General features: G+C 55.2%; 19 protein-coding genes. 13 read left to right on the top strand and 6 right to left on the bottom strand.

What is annotated here, in order from left to right; translation table 11 throughout:
- Positions 1-89: 89 nt before the first annotated feature.
- Together F552_RS0114220 and F552_RS0114215 are read right to left on the bottom strand one after the other, a co-directional pair.
- Positions 90-1,007 (bottom strand): PP2C family protein-serine/threonine phosphatase, encoded by a 918-nt coding sequence (locus tag F552_RS0114220; RefSeq protein ID WP_018152422.1) that lies wholly within the window; start codon positions 1,005-1,007, stop codon positions 90-92.
- 9 nt (positions 1,008-1,016) lie between these two features.
- Positions 1,017-1,970, bottom strand: a complete 954-nt coding sequence (locus F552_RS0114215) for a serine/threonine protein kinase (protein WP_018152421.1) — start codon at positions 1,968-1,970, stop codon at positions 1,017-1,019.
- Positions 1,971-2,204: 234 nt separating this feature from the next.
- Here F552_RS0114215 and F552_RS0114210 point away from each other — a divergent pair, with 234 nt between their 5' ends.
- From F552_RS0114210 to F552_RS0114190, 5 genes are all read left to right on the top strand, one after another.
- Positions 2,205-3,071, top strand: a complete 867-nt coding sequence (locus tag F552_RS0114210; protein WP_018152420.1) for a YicC/YloC family endoribonuclease — start codon at positions 2,205-2,207, stop codon at positions 3,069-3,071.
- A gap of 243 nt (positions 3,072-3,314) precedes the next feature.
- A complete protein-coding gene (gene gmk / locus F552_RS0114205; RefSeq protein ID WP_018152419.1) occupies positions 3,315-3,932 on the top strand; it encodes a guanylate kinase in 618 nt (205 codons plus the stop codon).
- A 273-nt stretch (positions 3,933-4,205) separates the two neighbouring features.
- A complete protein-coding gene (gene rpoZ, locus F552_RS0114200) occupies positions 4,206-4,412 on the top strand; it encodes a DNA-directed RNA polymerase subunit omega (protein ID WP_018152418.1) in 207 nt (68 codons plus the stop codon).
- Between the two features lie 10 nt (positions 4,413-4,422).
- Positions 4,423-6,624: a RelA/SpoT family protein gene (locus F552_RS0114195; protein ID WP_018152417.1), complete on the top strand. Its 2,202-nt coding sequence runs from the start codon at positions 4,423-4,425 to the stop codon at positions 6,622-6,624.
- A 128-nt stretch (positions 6,625-6,752) separates the two neighbouring features.
- On the top strand, positions 6,753-7,247 hold the full coding sequence (locus tag F552_RS0114190; RefSeq protein WP_018152416.1) for a GNAT family N-acetyltransferase: 495 nt from the start codon (positions 6,753-6,755) through the stop codon (positions 7,245-7,247).
- A gap of 43 nt (positions 7,248-7,290) precedes the next feature.
- Here F552_RS0114190 and F552_RS20155 read toward each other — a convergent pair whose 3' ends face one another.
- Positions 7,291-8,073, bottom strand: coding sequence for a Trm112 family protein (locus F552_RS20155; RefSeq protein ID WP_018152415.1), 783 nt, complete (start codon positions 8,071-8,073; stop codon positions 7,291-7,293).
- Between the two features lie 53 nt (positions 8,074-8,126).
- Here F552_RS20155 and F552_RS0114180 point away from each other — a divergent pair, with 53 nt between their 5' ends.
- The 4 genes from F552_RS0114180 (at position 8,127) to F552_RS0114165 (ending at position 16,307) form a co-directional block, all read left to right on the top strand.
- Positions 8,127-8,909, top strand: coding sequence for a TatD family hydrolase (locus tag F552_RS0114180; protein ID WP_245546697.1), 783 nt, complete (start codon positions 8,127-8,129; stop codon positions 8,907-8,909).
- Positions 8,910-8,998: 89 nt separating this feature from the next.
- A complete protein-coding gene (gene hemF / locus F552_RS0114175; protein ID WP_018152413.1) occupies positions 8,999-9,910 on the top strand; it encodes an oxygen-dependent coproporphyrinogen oxidase in 912 nt (303 codons plus the stop codon).
- A 466-nt stretch (positions 9,911-10,376) separates the two neighbouring features.
- Positions 10,377-14,825 (top strand): glutamate synthase large subunit, encoded by a 4,449-nt coding sequence (gene gltB, locus F552_RS0114170; RefSeq protein ID WP_018152412.1) that lies wholly within the window; start codon positions 10,377-10,379, stop codon positions 14,823-14,825.
- A gap of 72 nt (positions 14,826-14,897) precedes the next feature.
- Positions 14,898-16,307: a glutamate synthase small subunit GltD family protein gene (locus F552_RS0114165; RefSeq protein ID WP_018152411.1), complete on the top strand. Its 1,410-nt coding sequence runs from the start codon at positions 14,898-14,900 to the stop codon at positions 16,305-16,307.
- Between the two features lie 79 nt (positions 16,308-16,386).
- Here the strand turns inward: F552_RS0114165 and F552_RS0114160 are convergent, their stop codons facing one another.
- Together F552_RS0114160 and F552_RS19465 are read right to left on the bottom strand one after the other, a co-directional pair.
- Positions 16,387-17,712, bottom strand: coding sequence for an APC family permease (locus F552_RS0114160; protein WP_026182748.1), 1,326 nt, complete (start codon positions 17,710-17,712; stop codon positions 16,387-16,389).
- 82 nt (positions 17,713-17,794) lie between these two features.
- Positions 17,795-18,607, bottom strand: a complete 813-nt coding sequence (locus F552_RS19465; protein ID WP_018152409.1) for a carbon-nitrogen hydrolase family protein — start codon at positions 18,605-18,607, stop codon at positions 17,795-17,797.
- 190 nt (positions 18,608-18,797) lie between these two features.
- Here F552_RS19465 and F552_RS0114150 point away from each other — a divergent pair, with 190 nt between their 5' ends.
- The 4 genes from F552_RS0114150 to F552_RS0114135 all read left to right on the top strand — a co-directional run bounded on the left by F552_RS0114150 (position 18,798) and on the right by F552_RS0114135 (position 21,886).
- Positions 18,798-19,616, top strand: a complete 819-nt coding sequence (locus F552_RS0114150; RefSeq protein ID WP_018152408.1) for a helix-turn-helix transcriptional regulator — start codon at positions 18,798-18,800, stop codon at positions 19,614-19,616.
- 64 nt (positions 19,617-19,680) lie between these two features.
- Positions 19,681-20,274, top strand: a complete 594-nt coding sequence (locus F552_RS19460; protein ID WP_018152407.1) for a chorismate--pyruvate lyase family protein — start codon at positions 19,681-19,683, stop codon at positions 20,272-20,274.
- On the top strand, positions 20,249-21,118 hold the full coding sequence (gene ubiA / locus F552_RS0114140) for a 4-hydroxybenzoate octaprenyltransferase (RefSeq protein ID WP_018152406.1): 870 nt from the start codon (positions 20,249-20,251) through the stop codon (positions 21,116-21,118). Before F552_RS19460 ends, ubiA begins: the two co-directional genes overlap by 26 nt.
- Positions 21,119-21,268: 150 nt before the next feature.
- Positions 21,269-21,886, top strand: coding sequence for an OmpW/AlkL family protein (locus tag F552_RS0114135; RefSeq protein ID WP_018152405.1), 618 nt, complete (start codon positions 21,269-21,271; stop codon positions 21,884-21,886).
- Between the two features lie 80 nt (positions 21,887-21,966).
- Here the strand turns inward: F552_RS0114135 and F552_RS0114130 are convergent, their stop codons facing one another.
- A complete protein-coding gene (locus tag F552_RS0114130) occupies positions 21,967-22,392 on the bottom strand; it encodes a MaoC family dehydratase (RefSeq protein ID WP_018152404.1) in 426 nt (141 codons plus the stop codon).
- Positions 22,393-22,464 lie beyond the last annotated feature (72 nt).

Raw genomic sequence — 22,464 nt, 5'->3', positions numbered from 1 at the left:
GTTACGGGTAAATGCCAGGCCTGATGCGGTTCGCCCAGCTTTTCAGGGGCGGGCACGCCATCGGGCACGGATCGTACTATACAGGTGCCTTAATTGGTATAGCGCTTGATGGCGTTCTGGATTTCGGCAATCGCCTTTTCGATGTCTTCATCCGTGACTTCGCCACTGGATTTCAGATCATCATCCACACGGATGGTATCGAGCTGGCTGTTGACGTCGTTCGCTGACATTTTCAGGGTGGATGTGGCAGTGCTCTGGCTAAGGTCATCTTCCTCTAGCCAGGTAATGCCCAGCGCCGTCAGGTTGTCACCAAATTTTCCGCCATTGAACTCCGCCTTGTCCATCAGTTGCGGCAAGGCATACAGTACCGGGAACTGGCCCAGGTATTGCTGAAGCTCCGCCGGGTCTAGCGTGCCCCACAGGCCATCCGTGCACAGCAGAATGGTATCGCCATTTGTAATGGGGCGACGCGGGGATAACTCCACTTCGGGCGGGAATGCACTGCCCAGACAGTTGTAAATCTTGTTCCGGTCCGGGTGGGTCATGGCCTGTTCCGGGGTGATTTTCCCCATCTGGATCAATTGCTGCACCCGCGAATGATCAGTAGTCACATGCTGCTGTACGCCCTTATGAAAGAAATACAGGCGGGAATCCCCGACATGCGCCCAGTAGGCCATGTTGCCCTGAACGATGCAGGTGACGATGGTCGTACGCGGGCTTTCCAGTAGCTGGTTCTTGCGGGTGTAATCCAGAATCGCCTCGTGGGCCTGATGAATGGCCTCGTACATGAATGCAGTCGGCTCCTTGATGACCGGCTTGGCGGCCGCTTCGAACTGGCGGATCAGCATCTCGACGGCGATCTGGGCCGCAATTTCGCCCTGCAGGTGCCCGCCCATGCCATCGGCGATCACCAGCAGCAAGGCGTCCCGGCTGTAACTGTAGCCCATGCGGTCCTGATTGTACTTGCGGCCCCCACGCCGGCTTTCCTGATAAATAGAGAACTTCATGGTTTGGCCTTATCGTTTGCGGGCAAACATGTCTTGACTGAAAAACTTCCGGAGACGCTGGGTCAGCCCAGGCTCTGGCACTTTGTAGTCGTTGCGCAGCAATTCTTTTTGCAGTTGCAACACCGATTGCGGACGGTTCAGAAAATCCAGTTCCAGACACCAGTCCACAATGTCGAGCAGGTCCTGGGAGTAAATCCCTTTCCATAGCTTGCCAGCGGGCATGTACTTGTCGTCCATCATGCGCAGATCCCCGGCTTGCGGTGCATGGGCGGCCATGCAGGCATAAATGCTGGCCCCCACGCTATAGATGTCGCTCCATGGGCCCAGGTTGTCGCGGTCACGGTATTGTTCTGGCGGAGCAAAGCCCGGGGTAAACATCGGCGACAGGCGCGGGTTGTTCTGGGTAAAGGTCTGGCGGGCGGAGCCAAAGTCGAGCAGCAGCGGGGTACCATCCTGACGAATGTAGATGTTGGCCGGCTTGATATCCAGATGCAGTATCTTGTGCAGGTGCACTTCACGCAGGCCATTGAGCAGTTGGCCAAATACCAGCCGGATCATGCTTTCTTTCAGCGGCTCGTTCTGGCGCAGCTGGATTTCCTTTTGCAGCGTGCGTCCCTGTTCATAGCTCATTACCATGTACACGGTTTCGTTGGCGCGGAAAAAGTTGAGCACCCTGACGACATTGGGGTGGCTGATGCCAGCCAGTGCCTTGCCTTCCTCAAAAAAGCACTTCAGGCCGTAGCGGAAGGTTGGCAGGTAGTCCGGGTTCTCCGGCACGATGATGTCGCCCCCGGTGCGCAACACCAGCGAGCTTGGCATATATTCTTTAATGGCCACTGGCAGGGTATCGGCATCTGTTGCCAGATACACCATGCTAAACCCGCCCGAGCTAAGGGGTTTTACAATGGTATAATCCTGTAATTGATACCCGTTAGGCAGTGGTAAATTGACTTGTTGACCCATGCGGTGCCGCACCTGTTTTTTTGTGTGGGGGAAAGTGCCGTATTGCGTATGTCATCGCGTGAAATGGTTAATGATGATCAGACCTGGTTGTCAAGCTTATACCACTGTACCAACAAACCCGAACAGATTGTCGCAACATTTGCGGTTTTACTGGCCGGGCAGGGAATTGTCTGTTGTTCAATTATGGCTTGTAAAGCCTAAAGCCGTATTTTCGGCGTTTTGAAAGGATTATGCATGATTGCGAGCATGACCGGGTATGCCGTCAAAACCATTCCAACGCCAGTTGGGATGATGACGTTGGAATTGAAGGCGGTCAACCATCGTTTTCTGGATGCAACCTTCCGCCTGCCCGAAGAATTTCGCCAGTTTGAACCCCTGATGCGTGAAAGCCTGTCCGCCAGGCTGAACCGCGGCAAGCTTGAATGCCGGGCGGGCGTCGTGCCAAGACCCGATCAGGCGCCTTCATTGCAGGTCAATCAGGGAACGGTCAGTGCCTTGCTGGCAGCCGAGCAGCAGGTACTGGCGCTGGCTGGTGGTGCGCGCGGCTTGTCTGTGGCCGATATTTTGCGCTGGCCGGGCGTGCTGAACGGCGATGCTGTGGATACAGAAGAATTGGCCAACATCGTCAAGCAAGCCATAGAAGCCGTGCTGGATGACTTTATTGCCACCCGCTTGCGCGAAGGTGAAAAACTGGCTGTCATGCTGCTGGAGCGCATTGAGGGTATCGAGCGTCTGGTGGCGGTGATTACCCCGCAAATGCCGGCCGTCGTCGCTGCCTATCAGCAGAAGATGACCGAACGCCTGCAAGAGGTACTGGCGCAAGGGGATGAATCCCGCATTCAGCAGGAGGTTGCCCTGTTTGCCCAGAAGATCGACGTGGATGAAGAGCTGAGCCGCCTGGTGGCGCACTGTACCGAAGTCCGCCGCATCCTCAAGAAAGGTGGCGTGGTGGGCAAACGACTGGATTTTCTGATGCAAGAACTGCATCGTGAAGCCAATACCCTGGGCTCAAAAGCTGCTTCCATGGAGTTCACCCAGGCATCGCTCGACATGAAAGTGCTGATCGAGCAAATGCGCGAGCAAGTACAAAATATCGAGTAACGCCCGTTATGGCAGTATGCTGGATACCCTCTGGCAGGGCGCACAAGAGCCCTGCCAGAGGGTGCAGTTTTATACCAATCCGACAATCTGAGTCGAAATCATCATGAACCGGTTAAATTTTTTGTAACCTTGTGTTACGCTCAAACCTTGATGAGATGGTTTTGTGTCTCATTTCAATGCCCGTTGTACCCATCCGTATCGCAGCCTGTATTGGAATAAAAACACGAAGGTACTCAATTCGCTATGCAAAAAGGTAACATTTTCATTGTGGCTGCACCCTCCGGTGCAGGAAAAACAACGCTGGTTTCCGCCCTGTTGGCAGCCGATGCCAATGTGCGTTTGTCGGTCTCCTTTACCACCCGCGCGCCGCGTGCGGGCGAAACCAACGGACAAGACTACCATTTTGTCAGCCGTGATACGTTTCTGGGCATGATCGAACGCAGCGAGCTGCTCGAACACGCCGAAGTGTACGGTAACTTCTACGGCACTTCGGAGAAATGGATTCGTGAACAACTGGCGACCGGCCAGGATATTTTGCTGGAGATCGACTGGCAGGGGGCGCAGCAGGTTCGCCGCCTGTTCCCGGAAGCCATCTCCATCTTTATTCTGCCGCCATCGCTGGAAGTGCTGGAACAGCGCTTGCGCGGACGTGGCAAAGATGCGGAAGAGGCCATCCAGGTGCGTCTGAAATCGGCACAGGACGAGATTCGCCATGTTGACGAATATGATTATGTGATCGTGAACCAGCATATTGACGAGTCTGTGCACGACATCATCAGCATCGTCCGGGCAGCCCGTTTGCGTCTGGAAAACCAGTCGCTCAAGTTTGGTACTTTGATTGCCGAGCTAAAAGGCGTATAAGTACACTATCAACCGTGCAATTGCGTTGAGGGAATATACTGGCCCTAAAAGGTGCGAGCCGGTACAATATATTCCCTTAAGCAGTTGCATCTTGGGATGCTCTGAATCAATCGCTGCGCAGACCCTGAATGCCGCTGTGCGGTGCCGGAACATTGCTATCTGTCTGATATGTCTCGTTTTCTGTGCACTGCTCCCCGCGCATTGGCTGCATCTTCCGATTGGTTCATGGTCTCCCTGGCTGTTTTTCAATGTTTTTTAACTGAGTGAATCACTATGGCACGTATTACAATTGATGATTGCCTGAAACGCATCACAAACCGTTATAACCTGACACTGGCCGCAACCACACGTGCTCGCCAGATTGCCAATGGTTCTACACCACTGGTCGATCAGGCGCGTGACAAGCCAACAGTGGTTGCGCTGCGCGAGCTGGCACAAGGCAAACTGTCAGAAGATATCGCCAAGCGTTATCGCGACTGAGTTTGCGATCATGGAAGAGCCTGCTGTTCATCCTGCCGAATCCACCCTGGTGGAACCCAAGGGTGCGCCTGCGGCAGGCTCGACTACTGCCTTGCTAGAGCAGGAAATCGCCGCATTTTTTGCCAAGCTGAAATACCTGCCCGAGAGTGATATCAAAGCACTTGAAGCAGCCTACCGCTTCAGCGAAGTAGCCCACGAAGGGCAATACCGCAAAAGTGGTGAGCCGTATGTGTCTCATCCGCTGGCCGTTGCCAGCATCCTTGCCGACTGGCACCTTGACCCGCAAGTTCTGACTGCTGCCCTGTTGCACGATGTCGTGGAAGACACGGCCGTAACGAAGGACGAACTGCAAGAATTGTTCGGCAAATCGGTTGCCGAACTGGTCGACGGGTTGTCCAAGTTAGAGCAGATCGAATTCCAGAGCCATGAAGAAGCGCAGGCGGAAAACTTCCGCAAAATGCTGCTGGCCATGGCTCGTGATATCCGCATTATCCTGATCAAGATTGCCGACCGGCTGCACAACATGCGCACGCTGGACGTAATGCGCCCCGAAAAGCAGCGGCGGATTGCGCGCGAAACCATGGATATTTATGCGCCGATTGCCAACCGCATCGGCCTGAATGCCGTGTATCAGGACTTGCAAGACCTCAGTTTCCGCTTTTTGCACCCCAACCGGTATCAGGTGTTATCCAAGGCGGTTAAAGCGGCACGAGGTAACCGGCGTCAGCTGATTGATAAAATCCTGGCGGCCATCCAGCAAAAGCTCAATAACGCCAAACTGGCCGCCACCGTGGCCGGCCGCGAAAAGAACCTGTTCAGCATCTATAAAAAGATGCAGGAAAAACACCTGACGTTTTCCGAAGTGCTGGACATCTATGGCTTCCGGGTCGTGGTGGAAGACGAGCCAACCTGTTACCTGACCCTGGGCGTTTTGCACAGTCTGTACAAGCCGATTCCGGGCAAGTTCAAGGATTACATCGCCATTCCCAAGGCGAATGGTTACCAGTCTTTGCATACGACCCTGTTTGGTCCGTACGGTACGCCTATCGAAGTGCAGATCCGTACGCGCGAAATGCACCGCACTGCCGAAGACGGCATCGCATCGCACTGGATGTACAAGAGCACGGACGGCACCCTGAACGATGCGCAGCAGCGCACCCACAAGTGGTTGCAGCGTTTGCTGGATATCCAGTCCGAAAGCGGAGATGCCGCCGAATTCCTGGAGCACATCAAGGTTGATCTGTTCCCGGATGAAGTCTATGTGTTTACGCCGAAAGGGCGGATTCTGGCCTTGCCACAAGGGGCAACGGCGATTGATTTTGCCTACGCCGTGCATACCGATATCGGGACGCATTGCGTGGCTGCGCGCATCAACTACGAGCTGATGCCACTGAGAACCCGTCTGCGCAGTGGCGACCGGGTAGAGGTGGTCACTGACCCGGCCGCTTTCCCGAATCCATCCTGGCTGTCGTTTGTATCGACGGGCAAGGCACGGTCACATATCCGTCATTATCTCAAGACCATGCAGTTCAGCGAGTCGGTAGCTTTGGGCGAAAGCTTGCTGGAGCAGGCGCTGGATGTCCTGGCACCGCAACGGGAGGCTTTGCCGGAAGTCATCTGGGACAAATACCTCAAAGATATCGGCGTCAAATCCAAAGAAGAAGTGCTGACCGATATTGGCCTGGGCAAGAAGTTGTCGATGGTGGTGGCACGTGCGTTACTGAAGCTGAGCGGCGTAGTAATGGCTGAACAGCAGCAGATCCCTGCCATCCAGTTGCGAGGCTGGGAAAGCTCCGCACTGCATTATGGCAAGTGCTGTTACCCGTTGCCAGGTGACAAGATTGTCGGTCTGGTGACCAAGGGCCAGGGATTGGTGGTGCATGTGGCCGATTGTCCGGCTGTCACTCAGTCAGACGTGAACCCGGAAAATCTGGTCGAAATCGACTGGGATCCGCCGTCAGGTAAAACCTATGAAGCCGGTCTGGACGTAATTGCCGTGAACGACCGTGGCGTGCTGGCACAGGTGGCATCGGTGATTTCCGACCACAATGCCAATATCGTGAATGTTCAGCTCGAAGAGTTCGAGCAACGTCCCAATTTTACTTTTATCCGCTTCCTGCTGCAGGTGCAGAGCCGTGCCCAGCTGGAAGACATCATGCGTAACCTCAACGTGATGCAGGTAGTCGAAACCATCCGCCGTCGCAAACTCTGAATCTGTCCCTCTGCTTGTCCGTTTTAGTCATTGGCAGCCCGAATGACTTGATGTATGTTCTTTGACGCCGCTAGCGCATGACTGCCTTGTGGCGCAATTCCCCAACTCATTTTACTCATGGATGTGCTATGTCTTTTGATGTCCCTTTTGTATTGCGTGAAGCTACCGCGGCTGACGTGTCTGCGATTCATGGCATGATTCTTGAACTGGCTGAATTTGAGCAACTGACGCATATGGTCGTAGCCACTGAAGCCGACTTGCATCAGCACTTGTGTGGTGAAAAGTCACACATCTACGCCAAAGTGGTGGAAGAAGCCGGTGACGTGGTGGCCTTTGCCCTGTACTTCCGCAATTATTCGACGTTTGCCGGGCGTGCCGGTCTGTATCTGGAAGACTTGTACGTCAAGCCGGCTGCGCGTGGCCGCGGGTACGCCAAGGCTTTGCTCAAGGCTTTGGCAGCAGAAGCCGTGGAACGTGGTTTTGCGCGTTTTGAATGGAGCGTGCTGGACTGGAACCAGAACGCGATTGACATGTATGAAGCCATGGGCGCCATGGTGATGCCGGAATGGCGCATCTGCCGCGTGACCGGTGATGCCCTGACAAAGCTGGCCGCTACCGCGTAAACGATGTCAATCACGGACCGGGGCGGTTGCAGTGCCCCGACCGTCAGGCCTGTTTGTGTTGCTGATATTGTGCCCGCACTATCAGGCCGGCCCAGAGCATGGCCAGTATCGTCAAGGCACTGCCGGTCACATGGGCCAGCGTCGCCAGTTGCTGGTCGTGCGCCAGCCAGCCAAGATCCCCCAGAATGTTATGCCAGTCATGCCGGTCTGCCCGCATGTCCACCATGTCTTCCGAGTATTCACCAATCAGTGGTAACTGCAAGGCTCGTGCATCGCCAATATAAGGTGCGACGTCCATCAGGCTTTGCCCTGCCCAGGCCAGACACACGCTGGCGGCAAACGGATTATTGTACTTCAACAGAAAGGCGCCGCTCAGGATCAGGGGCCACAAGACCTGAAACAGGCTACCGCCCAGAATGGTCATGAAATGCCCGAAAGGGATGAAGATGACGTGGCCGGCTTCATGAAACACCAGATTGACATGATGCATGAACGACATGCCGATCTGGTTGTCGCGCCAGTTCATGGTGATGAAATAACCCCCCCAGATGCACAGCAGGATCAGACCAATCGCACGTGCCCACCACAGGTCATGGTCCGGTAATTGATCATCATCGGCAGGTGGAGCAATCAACCGGTTCCAAAGTCCTACTTTGCCCGCAGTGTCTGCAGGGAAGATCGTGATTTCTGCGGACGGAGGTGTTTGCGCCTCCAGGAATTTGGCAAACACCAGACCGCAGCCCGGACAAATCTCGGTCAGATGACCATCGGGCAGGCGGGTATCGGCTTTGCATTTCGGGCAGGCAAGAAACGGATGTGATGGCATCTTGGGGGCGGTTGGCAGTATGCTTGGGAAATCTGACTATAACACCCGGACAAATGATGTGGATAGACACGCACTGTCATCTGGATGCCCCTGAGTTCGCTGCCGACCGAGAGGCCGTGATTGCCAGTGCGCAACGCGCTGGTGTGTCGGCATTTGTGATTCCGGCGGTGACGCTGGATACCTGTCAGGACGTACTGACACTCTGCCAGCAGCAACCGGCATGTGTGCCTGCACTAGGGCTGCATCCGATTTATGCAGACTCCCATCATCAGCTCAGTGATATCGACCGATTAGACGAGTTGTTAGCCCGCCACCGGCCACGTGCCGTGGGCGAGATCGGACTGGATTTCTTTGTGGAGGGATTGTCAGAAGAAAAACAGACTGCGCTGTTCGTTGCGCAACTGAAACTGGCCAGAAAGCATGATCTGCCGGTGTTGCTGCATGTCCGGCGGTCGCAGGACAAGATCCTGAAGTATCTGCGCCAGTTTCCGGTCAGGGGCGGCTTTGCCCACGCCTTTAACGGTAGCCGGCAGCAGGCGCAGCAATTTCTGGACATGGGTTTCAAGCTGGGCTTTGGCGGGGCAATGACCTATCCGCGCGCCTTACGCATCCGTGAGCTGGCAACCACCCTGCCGCTGGATGCGCTGGTGATCGAGACCGATGCACCGGATATTCCGCCAGAATGGCAGCCGCATCAGCGGCATGCACCAGACCAGTTGCCACGGATAGCCTCCCTGTTGGCTGAACTGCGAGGGGGTATCCCGCTGGGTGAGCTGGCTACCCAGCTCCGGCGTAACAGCGAAGCGGTACTGGGTCCATTGCCCGCAGGTATTTGACGCGCAATTTCAGCTTGTTTAAACCGGTAGATCATTAGACAATTCGGGTCTTGATCTATTGCCGCTCAGGCATCAATGATGGAATGCCCATGAATCTTGCCGCTGTAAAAACCTACTTGCTGGATTTGCAACAACGGATTGTATCCGGCCTGGAAGCCTTTGATGGCCAGACGTTCCGGCGCGATAGTTGGGACCGGCCGGCAGGCGGGGGCGGATTGTCCTGTCTGATCGAGGAAGGCAACTTCTTCGAGCGGGGCGGGGTGTTGTTCTCTCACGTGATGGGCGACAAACTGCCTCCATCGGCATCGGCTAGCCGCCCGGAAATCGCCGGTCGCCATTGGGAGGCCATGGGTGTGTCACTGGTGCTGCATCCACGTAACCCCTATTGCCCGACCGTGCATCTGAATGTCAGGTTTTTCTGCGCCATGGCAGATGGCAAAGAACCCGTCTGGTGGTTTGGTGGCGGCATGGACTTGACGCCGTACTATGGGTTTGAAGAAGACGCCGTGCATTTTCATCAGGTGTGCCATGATGCGGTCGCTCCGTTTGGCGAGGCATGGTATCCAAAACTCAAGCAGCAGTGCGACCAGTATTTTTATCTGAAGCATCGGCAAGAGCCACGCGGGATTGGCGGCTTGTTCTTCGACGATTTCAATAGTCTCGGTTTTGACACCTGCTTTGCCTTTACCCGTGCAGTGGGCGATGCCTTCCTGGCTGCGTATCTGCCCGTCATTACACGTCGCAAGGACATGCCTTATGGTGAGCGCGAACGCAATTTCCAGTTGTACCGACGTGGCCGCTATGTAGAATTTAACCTGGTGTTTGACCGCGGCACCCTGTTCGGTTTGCAGTCTGGCGGACGGACAGAGTCCATTCTGTTGTCCATGCCGCCGATGGTGAGCTGGCGTTATGACTGGCACCCGGAAGCCGGCACACCAGAAGCTGCATTGTATGAAAATTTCCTGACTGAAAAAGACTGGTTAGGGCTGGCAAACGCCTGAAATTTTCCTACGTAATATTCCGTAGTGGCGCCAAAGAGTTTTTTTGGCGTCCGTTTCGCAATAGATGTGTCGTTTTTCTGACGAATGTTGTCGCCAAAATGACCGTTTTTTTATCTCTTCATAATTCAAATGGCATAAAATTGCCATTTTTCCTTTTTTAATCATCAGCTTATGGCTTATGTCGCATTTTTATAAAATTCATTGCTGATCGTGTCGTAATTTCATAAAATGAAGCCTCTGATACGGTTTTATGCAAGGTCCACGCTACAAGCTCGACACCATCACAATAAATCGCATCCGATGTGAGAAAACCGCCTTACAGTGGCGGTTTTTTTAACCGGTACGATCTTGCAAATTCGGTTTCAAATCATTTTCAGTAGTCCAGTCTGAAGTTAATCAAGAACCCGATTGGATACCCGGGCTGGCGGGTAGGGACAGGGTTCTGTGGCTGTTCGTGAGGGGAAAAATGGACAGACAGCAATGGTTGGACGGCTCGCTATACCGCCGACATTTTGAACAAGATAGTTGTGGCTTTGGCCTGATTGCCAATCTGGATGACAAACCGAGTCACTGGCTGGTAAAAACAGCCATTGAGTCTCTGGCACGTCTGACGCATCGCGGCGCAGTTGCCGCCGATGGCAAATCGGGGGACGGCTGTGGTTTGCTGTTCAAGAAACCCAGTGCTTTCCTGCGTGAAGTGGCAGGGGCATGCGGTTTTCCGCTGGCAGACAATTACGCGGCTGGTCTGGTGTTCTTGAATGCGGATGCTGCCATTGCAGAAGCATCCCGCACGATCCTGAAAAAAGAACTGGAAGGGCAAGGCCTGCTGGTCGCCGGTTTCCGTTCTGTACCTACCAACCAGGCAGCTTTGGGCGCATACGCCAAAGAAACCTTGCCGACCATCGAGCAAGTGTTTGTCAATTGCCCGGCCATCATGAACACCGAGACGTTCGAGCGTCGTCTGTACATTGCGCGTCGTCGTGCCGAAAAAGCGGCGCAACCTGCTGACAAGTCTTTCTATATTCCGACGCTGTCCGGCAACGTGATCAGCTATAAGGGTCTGGTCACGCCAGATAACCTGCCGGTTTTCTATCCGGACCTGCAAGACCCGCGCTTCCTGTCATCGCTGGCAGTATTCCACCAGCGCTTCTCGACCAACACCTGGCCAGAATGGCGTCTGGCACAGCCATTCCGCATGATGGCGCACAACGGCGAGATCAACACCGTTCAGGGGAACCGTTCTTGGGCCCGTTCGCGCGAACAGGTCATGGTTACACCGCTGATTCCAAACATGGATGACATCCGTCCTATCGTCAGTACCGATGGTTCTGACTCCATGTCCATGGACAACCTGCTGGAAGCCCTGGTGATGGGTGGCATTCCGCTGTTCCGTGCGTTGCGTCTGATGGTGCCGCCGGCTTGGCAAAACGTCGACAGCATGGACAAAGATCTGCGTGCCTATTATGAATATACCTCCATGCAGATGGAACCATGGGATGGCCCGGCCGGCATCGTGCTGACCGATGGCCGCTATGCCGCCTGTATGCTGGACCGTAACGGTCTGCGTCCGGCCCGTTACGTGGTGACCAAAGATCGTCACCTGACCATTTCTTCGGAAGTGGGCGTGTGGCCGTATGCACCGGAAGACGTGGTGGAAAAAGGCCGTGTACGTCCGGGTCAGATTTTTGCCGCCGATTTGCAAACCGGCGAGCTGCTGCGCTCTAACGACATTGATAACCATATCAAGAGCTCCGCGCCGTTCCGTACCTGGGTCAAGGAAAACGCCCGTTACATCGAAACCGCACTGGATGAAGACGGCCTGGGTCCGGTCATGGACAAAAAAGAGCGTCTGGCATACCAGAAGCAGTTCCAGCTGACCTTTGAAGAGCGCGACCAGATTATCCGCGTGCTGGCAGAAGACGGCCAGGAAGCGGTGGGCTCCATGGGCGATGACACCCCGATGGCGGTATTGTCACAGCAGATCCGGTCACCGTTTGACTACCTGCGCCAGCAGTTTGCCCAGGTGACCAACCCGCCAATCGACCCGATCCGTGAATCCATCGTGATGTCACTGAACACGGTGTTTGGCCCTGAGCGCAATATTTTCGAACAGAGCCCGGACCACGCCAAGCGGTTGGAGATCCGCTCGCCAGTATTGAGCCACGCCAAGTACGAAGCGCTGATGACCCTGACCGATGCTAACTATAAATCGGTCAAGTTTGATATCACCTACAACCCGCAAGAACATACCCTGCGCAGTGCACTCGACAAGCTGGTTGACGATGTGCTGGCGGCAGCCCGTTCTGGCGGCGTGATCCTGACCTTGTCAGATCGCAATGTACGCAAGGACCGTCTGCCTATCCACGCCCTGTTTGCTGTGGGCGCAGTGCATGCTGCGCTGATCAATGCCGGCTTGCGTACCAAGACCAACCTGGTCATTGAAACCGCAGCTGCGCGTGATCCGCATCACTTTGCCTGCCTGATCGGCGCCGGTGTGTCTGCGGTGTACCCGTACCTGGCTTACCAGACCGTGCAAGAACTGCTGGAAACCCAGCAGATCAGCGGCAACATCAATGACTTGCTGTCCCATTACCGTAAAGGGATCAACAAAGGCTTGCTGAAAGTGCTGTCGAAGATGGGGATTTCCACCATCGCCAGCTATCGGGGTGCTGGCCTCTTTGAAGCCGTGGGTGTGCACGAAGAAGTCATTGCCCGTTGCCTGCCAAATACCGAAAGTCGCTTGTCCGGTGCCAATTTCGATGACTTCGAAGAAGACATGAAATCACTGGCTCGCCAGGCCTGGAATCCGATGCGTCCGATTTCTCAAGGCGGTTTGCTGAAGTACGTGTTTGGCGAGGAATACCACGCCTACAACCCGGACGTAGTGACCTGGCTGCAGAAAGCGGTTCAGAACGGTGATTATGAGGCCTATCGCAAATACGCCGATACCGTGAACAACCGTCCGGTGGCCATGTTCCGCGACATGCTGAAACTGAAACTGACCGACGGCATTTCTCTGGAAGACGTCGAGCCAGTGGAAGAAATCCGCAAGCGTTTCGACTCTGCCGGCATGTCGCTGGGTGCCTTGTCGCCAGAAGCACACGAAGCACTGGCCGAAGCGATGAACCGCATCGGTGGTCGCTCTAACTCGGGTGAGGGTGGCGAAGACCCTGCGCGTTATGGTACGGTCAAAAACTCCAAGATCAAGCAGGTGGCGACCGGCCGCTTTGGCGTGACGCCGCACTATCTGGTCAATGCCGAAGTCTTGCAGATCAAGATTGCCCAGGGTGCCAAACCGGGCGAGGGCGGTCAGTTGCCGGGTGACAAGGTGAGCCCGCTGATCGCGCGCTTGCGTTGTTCCAAACCAGGGATTCCGCTGATCTCTCCACCGCCGCATCACGACATCTACTCGATCGAAGATCTGGCTCAGCTGATTTTTGATTTGAAACAGGTCAACCCGCAGGCACTGGTATCGGTGAAACTGGTGGCAGAACCAGGTGTGGGGACCGTCGCCGCTGGTGTAGCCAAGGCCTATGCCGACCTGATTACCATCTCCGGTTACGACGGTGGTACCGGTGCATCCCCGCTGACTTCAGTGAAGTACGCGGGTACGCCATGGGAGCTGGGGCTGGCAGAAGCACAGCAGGTCTTGCGTGCCAACGGCCTGCGCGGCCGTGTCCGCATGCAGACCGATGGTGGCCTGAAAACCGGTCTGGACGTGGTGAAAGCTGCGATTCTGGGCGCTGAGAGCTTCGGTTTCGGTACCGGGCCGATGGTGGCGCTGGGTTGTAAATACCTGCGTATTTGTCACCTGAACAACTGCGCAACCGGCGTGGCGACACAAGAAGTCAAACTGCGCACCAAGTACTTCATTGGCCTGCCAGAAATGGTCATCAACTACTTTACCTTCATCGCGCAGGAAACCCGCGAATGGATGGCGAAGCTGGGTGTGTCCAAGCTGGAAGAGCTGATTGGCCGTCTGGACCTGCTGGAACTGCTGGAAGGTGAAAGCGACCGCCAGAAACGTCTGGATCTGAATGCACTGGTCGGTGGCAGGGCAATTCCTGCGTCTGAACCGCGCTTCTGTGTCGAGGCAAGCAACCCGTCCTTTGACAAGGGCGAGCTGGCCGAACAGATGGTGGTAGATGCCCAACTGGCGCTGCAGCACAAAACCCAGCAAGAGCTGTATTACCCGATCAAGAACACCAACCGTTCCATCGGTGCGCGTCTGTCGGGCGAAATCGCCCGTCGCTGGGGCGTAGACGGTTTGCCGGAAGGTACCCTGCACGTTCGCTTCAAGGGCAGCGCAGGCCAGTCATTCGGTGTCTGGAATGCCAAGGGTCTGTACCTGTCGCTGGAAGGCGATGCCAACGATTACGTGGGCAAAGGCATGAACGGTGGCCGTATCGTGATTGCACCGCCAGCAGGCTCTGCGTTCAAGGCGCACGAATCGGTGATTATCGGTAACACCTGTCTGTACGGTGCTACCGGCGGCAAACTGTACGCGGCCGGTATCGCAGGCGAGCGCTTTGCGGTACGTAACTCTGGCGCGTTTGCGATTGTCGAAGGCGTGGGTGAGCACTGCTGCGAATACATGACCGGTGGTTGTGTGATCGTACTGGGTGAAACCGGTGGCAACTTTGGGGCCGGTATGACCGGTGGCTTTGCGCTGGTGTATGACGAGCATGACAAGATTGTTCGCCGCTACAACAATGAGCTGGTAGATATCCAGCTGATTACCAGCGAGGCGTACGGGCATGTTCGCCAGTTCTTGCGTGATCGTATTGAAGAGCACGTAGAGCTGACCGGTTCAGAACGCGGGCGCGATATTCTGGATGACTTTGCAGATGCAGTTGGCAAATTCTGGTTGGTAAAACCGAAAGCAGCCAAGCTGGAAAGTCTGCTGAAGGACTAACCATTCGCCCGGGGTTGGGCGCAAGCCCGACCCGCGTTCTGTACAGAGTGACATAAAGATTTGAGGCTTATCATGGCTGATGTATTCCAGTTTTTGAATCTTGGCAGAAACCCCGGCGAGAAAAAACCGGCGGATGTCCGCAAGATCGAGTTTAAAGAGATTTACCAACCGCTGCCGAAAGAGCAGGCGGTTGAGCAGGCAGACCGTTGCCTGGGGTGTGGTAACCCGTATTGCGAGTGGGAATGCCCGGTTCACAACTTCATTCCAAACTGGCTCAAGCTGGTACGGGAAGGCAAGCTGTTCGAAGCGGCAGAAATGTCCCACAAGACCAACTCTTTGCCAGAAATTTGCGGCCGCGTCTGTCCGCAAGACCGTCTGTGCGAAGGGGCTTGTACCCTGAATGATGATTTCGGTGCGGTGACTATTGGCTCCATCGAGAAGTACATTACCGATGAAGCCTTCAAGGCCGGCTGGCGTCCGGACATGTCCGACGTGGTCTGGACCAGCAAAAAAGTGGCTGTGATTGGCGCTGGCCCTGCCGGTCTGGCCTGTGCCGACGTGCTGATCCGTAACGGCGTCAAACCGGTGGTATTTGACCGTTACGAAGAAATTGGCGGCCTCTTGACCTTCGGCATTCCGGAATTCAAGCTGGAAAAAGAAGTGGTACAGCGCCGTCGCCAGATCATGGAAGAGATGGGCGTCGAGTTCCGCCTGAATACCGATATCGGCAAAGACATCACCATTGATGAATTGTTGCGCAATTACGATGCCGTCTTTATGGGCATGGGCGCTTACAAATACATGAAGGGTGGCTTTGAAGGTGAAAACCTGCCAGGTGTACTGGAAGCTTTGCCGTTCCTGATCTCTAATATCCGTCACAAGATGGGCACGCTGCAAGACGGCGAAACCTTCATGGATATGGCTGGCAAGCGCGTGGTGGTACTGGGTGGCGGTGATACGGCCATGGACTGTAACCGTACCTCTATCCGCCAGGGCGCCAGCAGCGTGATCTGTGCGTACCGTCGTGACGAAGAAAACATGCCGGGTTCCAAACGCGAAGTCGTCAACGCCAAGGAAGAGGGCGTGCAGTTCCTGTGGAACCGCCAGCCAGTCGGCGTGGTGGCGCAAGACGGTGCACTGGGCGTGAAAATGGTGACTACCCAGCTGGGGGCACCAGATGCCAAAGGTCGCCGTTCCCCAGAGGTGATTCCGGGTTCTGAAGAAATCATCCCTGCGGACGTGGTGATCGTGGCGTTTGGTTTCCAAACCGAAGCCGAGGCCTGGTTTGACGCGCAAGGCATCAAGACCGATGACCGCGGCCGTACCCTGGCATCAGCCAAGCAAGCGTTCAAGCATCAGACCACCAACCCGAAAATCTTTGCGGGCGGTGATCAGGTGCGCGGTGCAGATCTGGTTGTACGTGCCGTGTTTGAAGGCCGTCAGGCAGCCGAAGGCATTCTGGGTTACCTGAACGTCTGGTAAGCCGTGCTGGTTGAAGCAGTTTTGCATAACAAAAAAGCGAGGATTTATCCTCGCTTTTTTGTTATGGGTGTATTCCCGTTTATTCTGCTTCGGTGAAATCCATTTCAGGCGGTTCTTTGCTGAACCCTTTGGTGAGGTAGGCCAGATAGACAAGCCCGATGACCAGCCAGCTAAGGCCCAGCGTAATGGCTTTCTGGTCCAGGCTGATCAGCAGCCACAGGTCAGCAGCAGCCCCCAGAATCGGGATCAGCAGAAACTTCAGGAAGTCGCGTGGCGCAGGTTCGGTTCTGCGGATGTAGAAGCGGGCAATCACGGACAGGTTGACACTGGTAAACGCCAGGAAGGCCCCGAAGTTGATGAAGGATACCGACGTCGTTACGTCCATGGCCAATGCCAGCAAGGCAACCAGGCCACACAAGACAATATTCAGTGCTGGGGTCTGGAAGCGGGCATGCAGTTTGCCGAAGATGCATTTTGGCAATACGCCGTCACGCCCCATGGCATACAGCAAGCGTGACGCACTGGCTTGGGCCGACAAACCGGATGCAAACTGGCCAATGATCAGGCCGATCAGGAAGATGGTCACAAAGATATCGCCGCCGATGTTTTTGGCAATCTCGGAAGCGGCCGCATCAGACGACTGGAATACAAACCCGGGGTGGGCCAGACCGACAAAATACGAGGTGGCGATAAAAATGCCGCCGCCCAGGAGCGTAATCAGCAGAATCGCGCGGGGAATCACTTTCTTCGGGTTGATGGTTTCTTCTGTCAGCGTGGTAACGGCATCAAAACCGAGGAAAGAATAACAGGCAATGGCTGCACCGGCCATGACCAGTGACATCTGCACTTTGGGCTGGTAGAACGGCGCCAGATCAAACAGGGATTTGCTGGCATCGCCAAACACATAATGCATGGCCAGCAGTACAAAGGCGATCAGAACCAGCATCTGGATCAGCATCATCAGGTAGTTCACGGTGTTGGCAAACTTGATGCCCAGGATGTTGATGACAGTGGTGACCCCGATAAAGGACAGAATCCAGACCGACATGGGTACATGCGGGAAGGCGCTGTTCAGGTACACCGCGCCAAACAGCCAGATCACCATCGGCAAAAACAGATAATCCAGCAACACGGCCCAGCCAACCAGAAAGCCCAGTTTCGGGCTGATGGACTTGCGTGCATAGGTATAGGCAGAACCCGCCACCGGATATTCTGCTGCCATCAGTCCATAGCTGTAGGCGGTCATCAGCATGGCCAGCAAGGCCAGTGCATAGGCCCCGGCCACCACCCCATGGGTACTGTCGGCCATAATGCCAAAGGTCCCCAGTACGATGATCGGGGTCATATAGGCTAATCCGAACATGACCACTGAGCTGAGTGTCAGCGACCTTTTTAGTTTACTCATGCTACTCTCTCCCGGAAAAAAACCAAGCAGATGCCTCTCACCTGCCTGGGTGAACCAAAAAACATATCAATCGGATATCAAATCAGGAAAAGACGAAGGCAGTCTGGCCTTGCTCTGATGACTGGAGTTCGCCTGTCAGCGGGATTCTTCTGAGCTGGGTGTAGCGGTAGTCGGCCCGGCTTTTCTGCAGGTCATCCAGATCAATCTCGAACGACCGGATTTCTTCTTCACGACCAAGGGCAGTCAGCACTTCACCAAACGGATTCACCACGGCACTGTCACCGGCAAAGGTCAGGCCGCAGCCGGTACCACAGCGGTTCACCATGACGGCAAAGACCTGGTTTTCCATGGCGCGTGCCGTAATCAAGGCGCGATGTACCGGACCATACGGGTCCATATTGCCGTTGGTCACAATCAGCAGATCAGCCCCTTGCATGGCCAACGCACGCGCGGTTTCCGGAAACTCGATATCAAAACAGATCAGAATACCGACGCGCAGGCCTTTCCACAGGCCGGTGACCATTTGGTTGCCGGGTTCAAACACGCCGACATCGGTGGCCCACAGGTGGGTTTTGCGATATTTGAGGGCAATACCCTCAGGTGATACCAGTACCGTGGTGTTATAGAACTTGCCGTTATCTATTTCGGCAAAGCCCAATGCCACGGAGATGTTTTTGGCTTTCACCGCTGCTTTGACGGCGGCCAGCGTCGGGCCGTCTTCGGTTTCTGCCACTTGTTTGACTTCTTCGGCAGAGGGGAAGCCCATCAAACAGGTTTCGGGGAATACAATCAGGTCCGTGTCATCGGGCGCTTGCGCAATGATGGACAACACCTTTTGCAGGTTGGGGGCCGTGACACCGTCTTGCGATGAAATTTGTGCTAACTGGATTTTCAAGCTTGTCTCCTGAGTCATTTCGGTAGATGCTCTTTCTTTTGGCTGCAAATCATCAAATCTGTTGCTGTTTAGCCGGATTTGCCGACTGTTTTGCAGGGGTTGTACTTAAAATGATTCCAGCACCCAGTATAGGCTGCAACGTTTCACAATAACATTACTCCAGTGGGGTACTCATAGGGGGGTAGTTCGTGTGTTGAATCTGGATGATCTGGCATGGCATCGCGCCATTGGCAGTGTGATTGATACGCTGGACCAGAATGAATTCTGGCTGCGCCTGACCCGGTTGCTGGCCGATTATGTCCATTTCGACAGCTGGGTGGCCTTGCGCTTCTCGGCACACGAGCGGCCGCTGGTATTGGCAGAAATCCCGCTGGATGACGGCTTGCCGGACCCGCTGTTTGAAGATTACCTTAGCGGCCTGTACATGCTGGACCCGTTTTTTATCGCCGCGCGAGAAAGCCGTCGCGAGGGCTTGATCCGTCTGGATGATGTGGCACCGGACCGCTTCAAGAGTACCGAGTATTACCAGCGTTACTTCCGTCTGAATATCGTGGAAGACGAAATCCAGCTCAATTGCCTGGTGGATCACGACGCGACGCTGTGCCTTTCACTGGGCTCGCACCGCCGGTTTAGCCCGGCAGAGCTGGCGCTGCTGGCGGTGCTGAGTCAGTGGCTCATCCCGCTGCTACGCCAGCGCTGGCGGCATGAGCTGCGCCAGCTGGCCGCCACGGCCACCCCCGTCCCGCCGGCGACCAGTCCGTCTGCGCTGGCCAACCGGGACATGCTGGACTTCCGCCTAAGCGGGGCTTCGCTGTCCGCTAGAGAGCTGGAAATCAGCCGCCTGATGCTGAGCGGGTTTTCATCCAAAGGCATTGCCCAGCGTCTGGGCATATCGGCAGAAACCGTCAAGGTCCACCGCAAGCATCTGTATGCCAAGCTGGGCATCAATTCACAGTCCGAGCTGTTTTCCCTGTTCCTGAAAGACACCACCCAACGGCTGGAACGCTAGGTGCACTTGCAGCCGCATCGCCAATACAGCATTTGCTGGCAGCCTCTGGCATAATAGCGGGCGTATGAAATACCGCCATCTCCAATCCTCCCTCAAGCACCCCTTATATGACCCTGTATGGCACAGTGGCCGGGTGCTGGCTAACGCGCAGGATTGGGCCTGGCTCGGTTCTGCCGGGTCGCTGACCTGGCGCCTCAAGCAGCTGTCGCCGGATTTTGCCGTGACGCTGATGCGCTCTGTGGCAGACATGCCGACATTTGATGAGTGGCGCTCGATCGGCCTCACCAAACCCGGCAAGGTATGGACGCGCGACGTCTGCCTGACCCTGGAGGGCGAACCTATGGTGGTTGCGCACAGCATTACGCCACTGGCGGGCATCCGCCATGTTTGGCGGTCACTGCATACGCTGGCCAGACGTCCGCTGGCAGAGCTACTCTTTACCGACCCGGCCGTTATCCGGCTGCCGCTTGCGTATGCCAAAGTCTCCATGAACCACCCCTTGCACCAGCAAGCCCGCCAGATCCTGCCGCATTTGTCTTGCCCGCTATGGGCTCGCCGCTCCGTGTTTGTCCGTCATGCGGTGCCCTTGATGGTGACAGAAGTGTTTCTCCCCAATCTGTGGAATAAAATTCATGGCCAGCGCCAACCTGCTCAATAAACTGGATGCCTACGCACGCCTTGTGCGTCTGGATAAACCCATCGGTTCTTTACTGCTGCTATGGCCAACGCTCTGGGCGCTATGGCTGGCCGGGCAGGGCAGGCCAGATCCGTGGATCGTAATCATTTTTGTATGCGGCACGGTGCTGATGCGTTCTGCCGGTTGCGCCATCAATGACTGGGCTGACCGGGACTTTGACGGTCATGTGGAAAGAACCGCAAGAAGACCATTGGTCAGTGGTGAAGTCACCCCGAACGAAGCCTTGCTGGTTGCCGCCGCCCTGGCACTGGTGTCGCTGCTGATTGCATTGCCGCTCAATCGCCTGGCGCTGCAGATGACCATTCCGGCCGCTATCCTGGCCGGAACCTACCCGTTCTTCAAACGTTTTTTTGCCATTCCGCAAGCCTATCTGGGCATCGCCTTCGGCTTTGGCATCCCCATGTCTTATGCCGCCCTGACCGGCAGTATTCCCGCCGTTGCCTGGTGGATGCTGGCCGCCAACATCCTTTGGACGGTGGCCTACGATACCGAATACGCCATGGTTGACCGCAATGACGATATCCGCATCGGCATCAAGACCTCTGCCTTGACCTTTGGCCGTCACGACGTACTGGCTGTCATGCTCTGTTATGCCTTGGCACTCAGCATTCTGGCGGTCATCGGGCGTTATTATCACCTGGGGTTGCCCTACTTCGCAGGCTTGCTGGTGGCCGTGGGCATTGCCTTTTATCACTATATCCTGATCAGAACCCGGGAGAGAGCCCGCTGTTTCAAGGCCTTTTTACACAACAATTGGCTGGGTTTTGCCATCTTCACCGGTTTGGTCATCGATCTGTGGCATTGATGGGCAAGCTGCGTTTTATTTCGCAATGCATCAAAGTTTGACCATTTCACCAAGTGGCCAACCCTGAAATTTGACCTAAAGCAAATTTTGACGACTTCAGACACCTGACAATACCCGCTGTTATTTAGTGTATTTATCGGGAGTATGGAAATGAAATTGAAATTTGCAGTCGCGGCAGCCGTTGCCGCAATGTCGTTTGCCCATGTTGCGCATGCAGAAGACGAAGGCAACTGGATGGTTCGCGCGCGTGCGGTGAATCTGGATATGGCGCAGAAATCTGATCAAGTTGGTGGCACTGGAGCGTTTGATCAAATCACCGTTAACAACAAAGTGATTCCAGAACTGGACGTAAGCTATTTCTTTACTCCAAACATTGCTGCAGAACTGGTACTGACCGTGCCACAGAAACAGCACGTATATTTGAGCGGTAGTGATATCGGTACTTTCAAGCACCTGCCACCTTCATTGCTGTTGCAATACCACTTCAACCCGGAAGGCAATTTCCGTCCTTACGTTGGCGCAGGTATCAACTACACGCTGATCGGTAAAGAGAACCTGAATGGTGGCGCTTTGCATCTGGATAACCACAGTACTGGTCTGGCGCTGCAAGTTGGTTTTGACTACAAACTGGATAAAAACCTGTACCTGAACGTTGATCTGAAAAAAGCACAATTGCGCAGTGATGTATTGAACAGCAGTGGTGCCAAAGTGTCTAGCGTGAAGCTGGACCCGGTGATGTTCGGTATCGGTCTGGGCTGGCGTTTCTAAGTCGTCACTCCTGACGGATTGATGCAAAATAAAACGGCGATGAAGATGCTTCATCGCCGTTTTATTTTGGGACAAGCGGATTAGCCGCGGCTAGGCGCCATCACCAGTGCTTCACCTTCCAGCACCACGGTATCTCCTACGCGGCAAACGGTAGACAGGGTTACGCGTTTTTTGACCAGATCAATCGCAGTGACTTCTGCCCGGGTAATCACGGTGTCACCCGGACGCACCGGCGCGCGGAACTTCAGGGTCTGGCTCATGTAGATGCTGCCTGGTCCTGGCAAGCGGGTACCGATCACGGCGGAAATCTGCCCAGCCGTCAGCATGCCGTGGGCAATGCGGCCCTTGAACATGGTGCCTTCTGCATACACCTGGTCCAGATGGGCAGGGTTGGTGTCGCCACTGACGCCCGCATACATGACAATATCGGCGTCGGTGATGGTACGACCAATTTCAACCGACTGACCCACCTGCAAATCTTCAATATAAGTACCAGCAAATGACATGGGGAACCTCTCCATTCATGAAGTAAGAAAACGCCAGAGTGCTATTTTGCGTCGCAGCAAAATGCATGGCAA

The sequence above is a fragment of the Leeia oryzae DSM 17879 genome (genome assembly GCF_000376945.1).
Taxonomy (GTDB): Bacteria; Pseudomonadota; Gammaproteobacteria; order Burkholderiales; family Leeiaceae; genus Leeia; species Leeia oryzae.
This window is presented reverse-complemented; position numbering and strand designations above follow the sequence as displayed.

Bases quoted from the DNA above. Each gene is read 5' to 3' on its own strand.
- F552_RS0114220 (WP_018152422.1), bottom strand. From the start codon at position 1,007: ATGAAGTTCTCTATTTATCAGGAAAGCCGGCGTGGGGGCCGCAAGTAC.
- F552_RS0114215 (WP_018152421.1), bottom strand. From the start codon at position 1,970: ATGGGTCAACAAGTCAATTTACCACTGCCTAACGGGTATCAATTACAG.
- F552_RS0114210 (WP_018152420.1), top strand. From the start codon at position 2,205: ATGATTGCGAGCATGACCGGGTATGCCGTCAAAACCATTCCAACGCCA.
- gmk (WP_018152419.1), top strand. From the start codon at position 3,315: ATGCAAAAAGGTAACATTTTCATTGTGGCTGCACCCTCCGGTGCAGGA.
- rpoZ (WP_018152418.1), top strand. From the start codon at position 4,206: ATGGCACGTATTACAATTGATGATTGCCTGAAACGCATCACAAACCGT.
- F552_RS0114195 (WP_018152417.1), top strand. From the start codon at position 4,423: ATGGAAGAGCCTGCTGTTCATCCTGCCGAATCCACCCTGGTGGAACCC.
- F552_RS0114190 (WP_018152416.1), top strand. From the start codon at position 6,753: ATGTCTTTTGATGTCCCTTTTGTATTGCGTGAAGCTACCGCGGCTGAC.
- F552_RS20155 (WP_018152415.1), bottom strand. From the start codon at position 8,073: ATGCCATCACATCCGTTTCTTGCCTGCCCGAAATGCAAAGCCGATACC.
- F552_RS0114180 (WP_245546697.1), top strand. From the start codon at position 8,127: ATGATGTGGATAGACACGCACTGTCATCTGGATGCCCCTGAGTTCGCT.
- hemF (WP_018152413.1), top strand. From the start codon at position 8,999: ATGAATCTTGCCGCTGTAAAAACCTACTTGCTGGATTTGCAACAACGG.
- gltB (WP_018152412.1), top strand. From the start codon at position 10,377: ATGGACAGACAGCAATGGTTGGACGGCTCGCTATACCGCCGACATTTT.
- F552_RS0114165 (WP_018152411.1), top strand. From the start codon at position 14,898: ATGGCTGATGTATTCCAGTTTTTGAATCTTGGCAGAAACCCCGGCGAG.
- F552_RS0114160 (WP_026182748.1), bottom strand. From the start codon at position 17,712: ATGAGTAAACTAAAAAGGTCGCTGACACTCAGCTCAGTGGTCATGTTC.
- F552_RS19460 (WP_018152407.1), top strand. From the start codon at position 19,681: ATGAAATACCGCCATCTCCAATCCTCCCTCAAGCACCCCTTATATGAC.
- ubiA (WP_018152406.1), top strand. From the start codon at position 20,249: ATGGCCAGCGCCAACCTGCTCAATAAACTGGATGCCTACGCACGCCTT.
- F552_RS0114135 (WP_018152405.1), top strand. From the start codon at position 21,269: ATGAAATTGAAATTTGCAGTCGCGGCAGCCGTTGCCGCAATGTCGTTT.
- F552_RS0114130 (WP_018152404.1), bottom strand. From the start codon at position 22,392: ATGTCATTTGCTGGTACTTATATTGAAGATTTGCAGGTGGGTCAGTCG.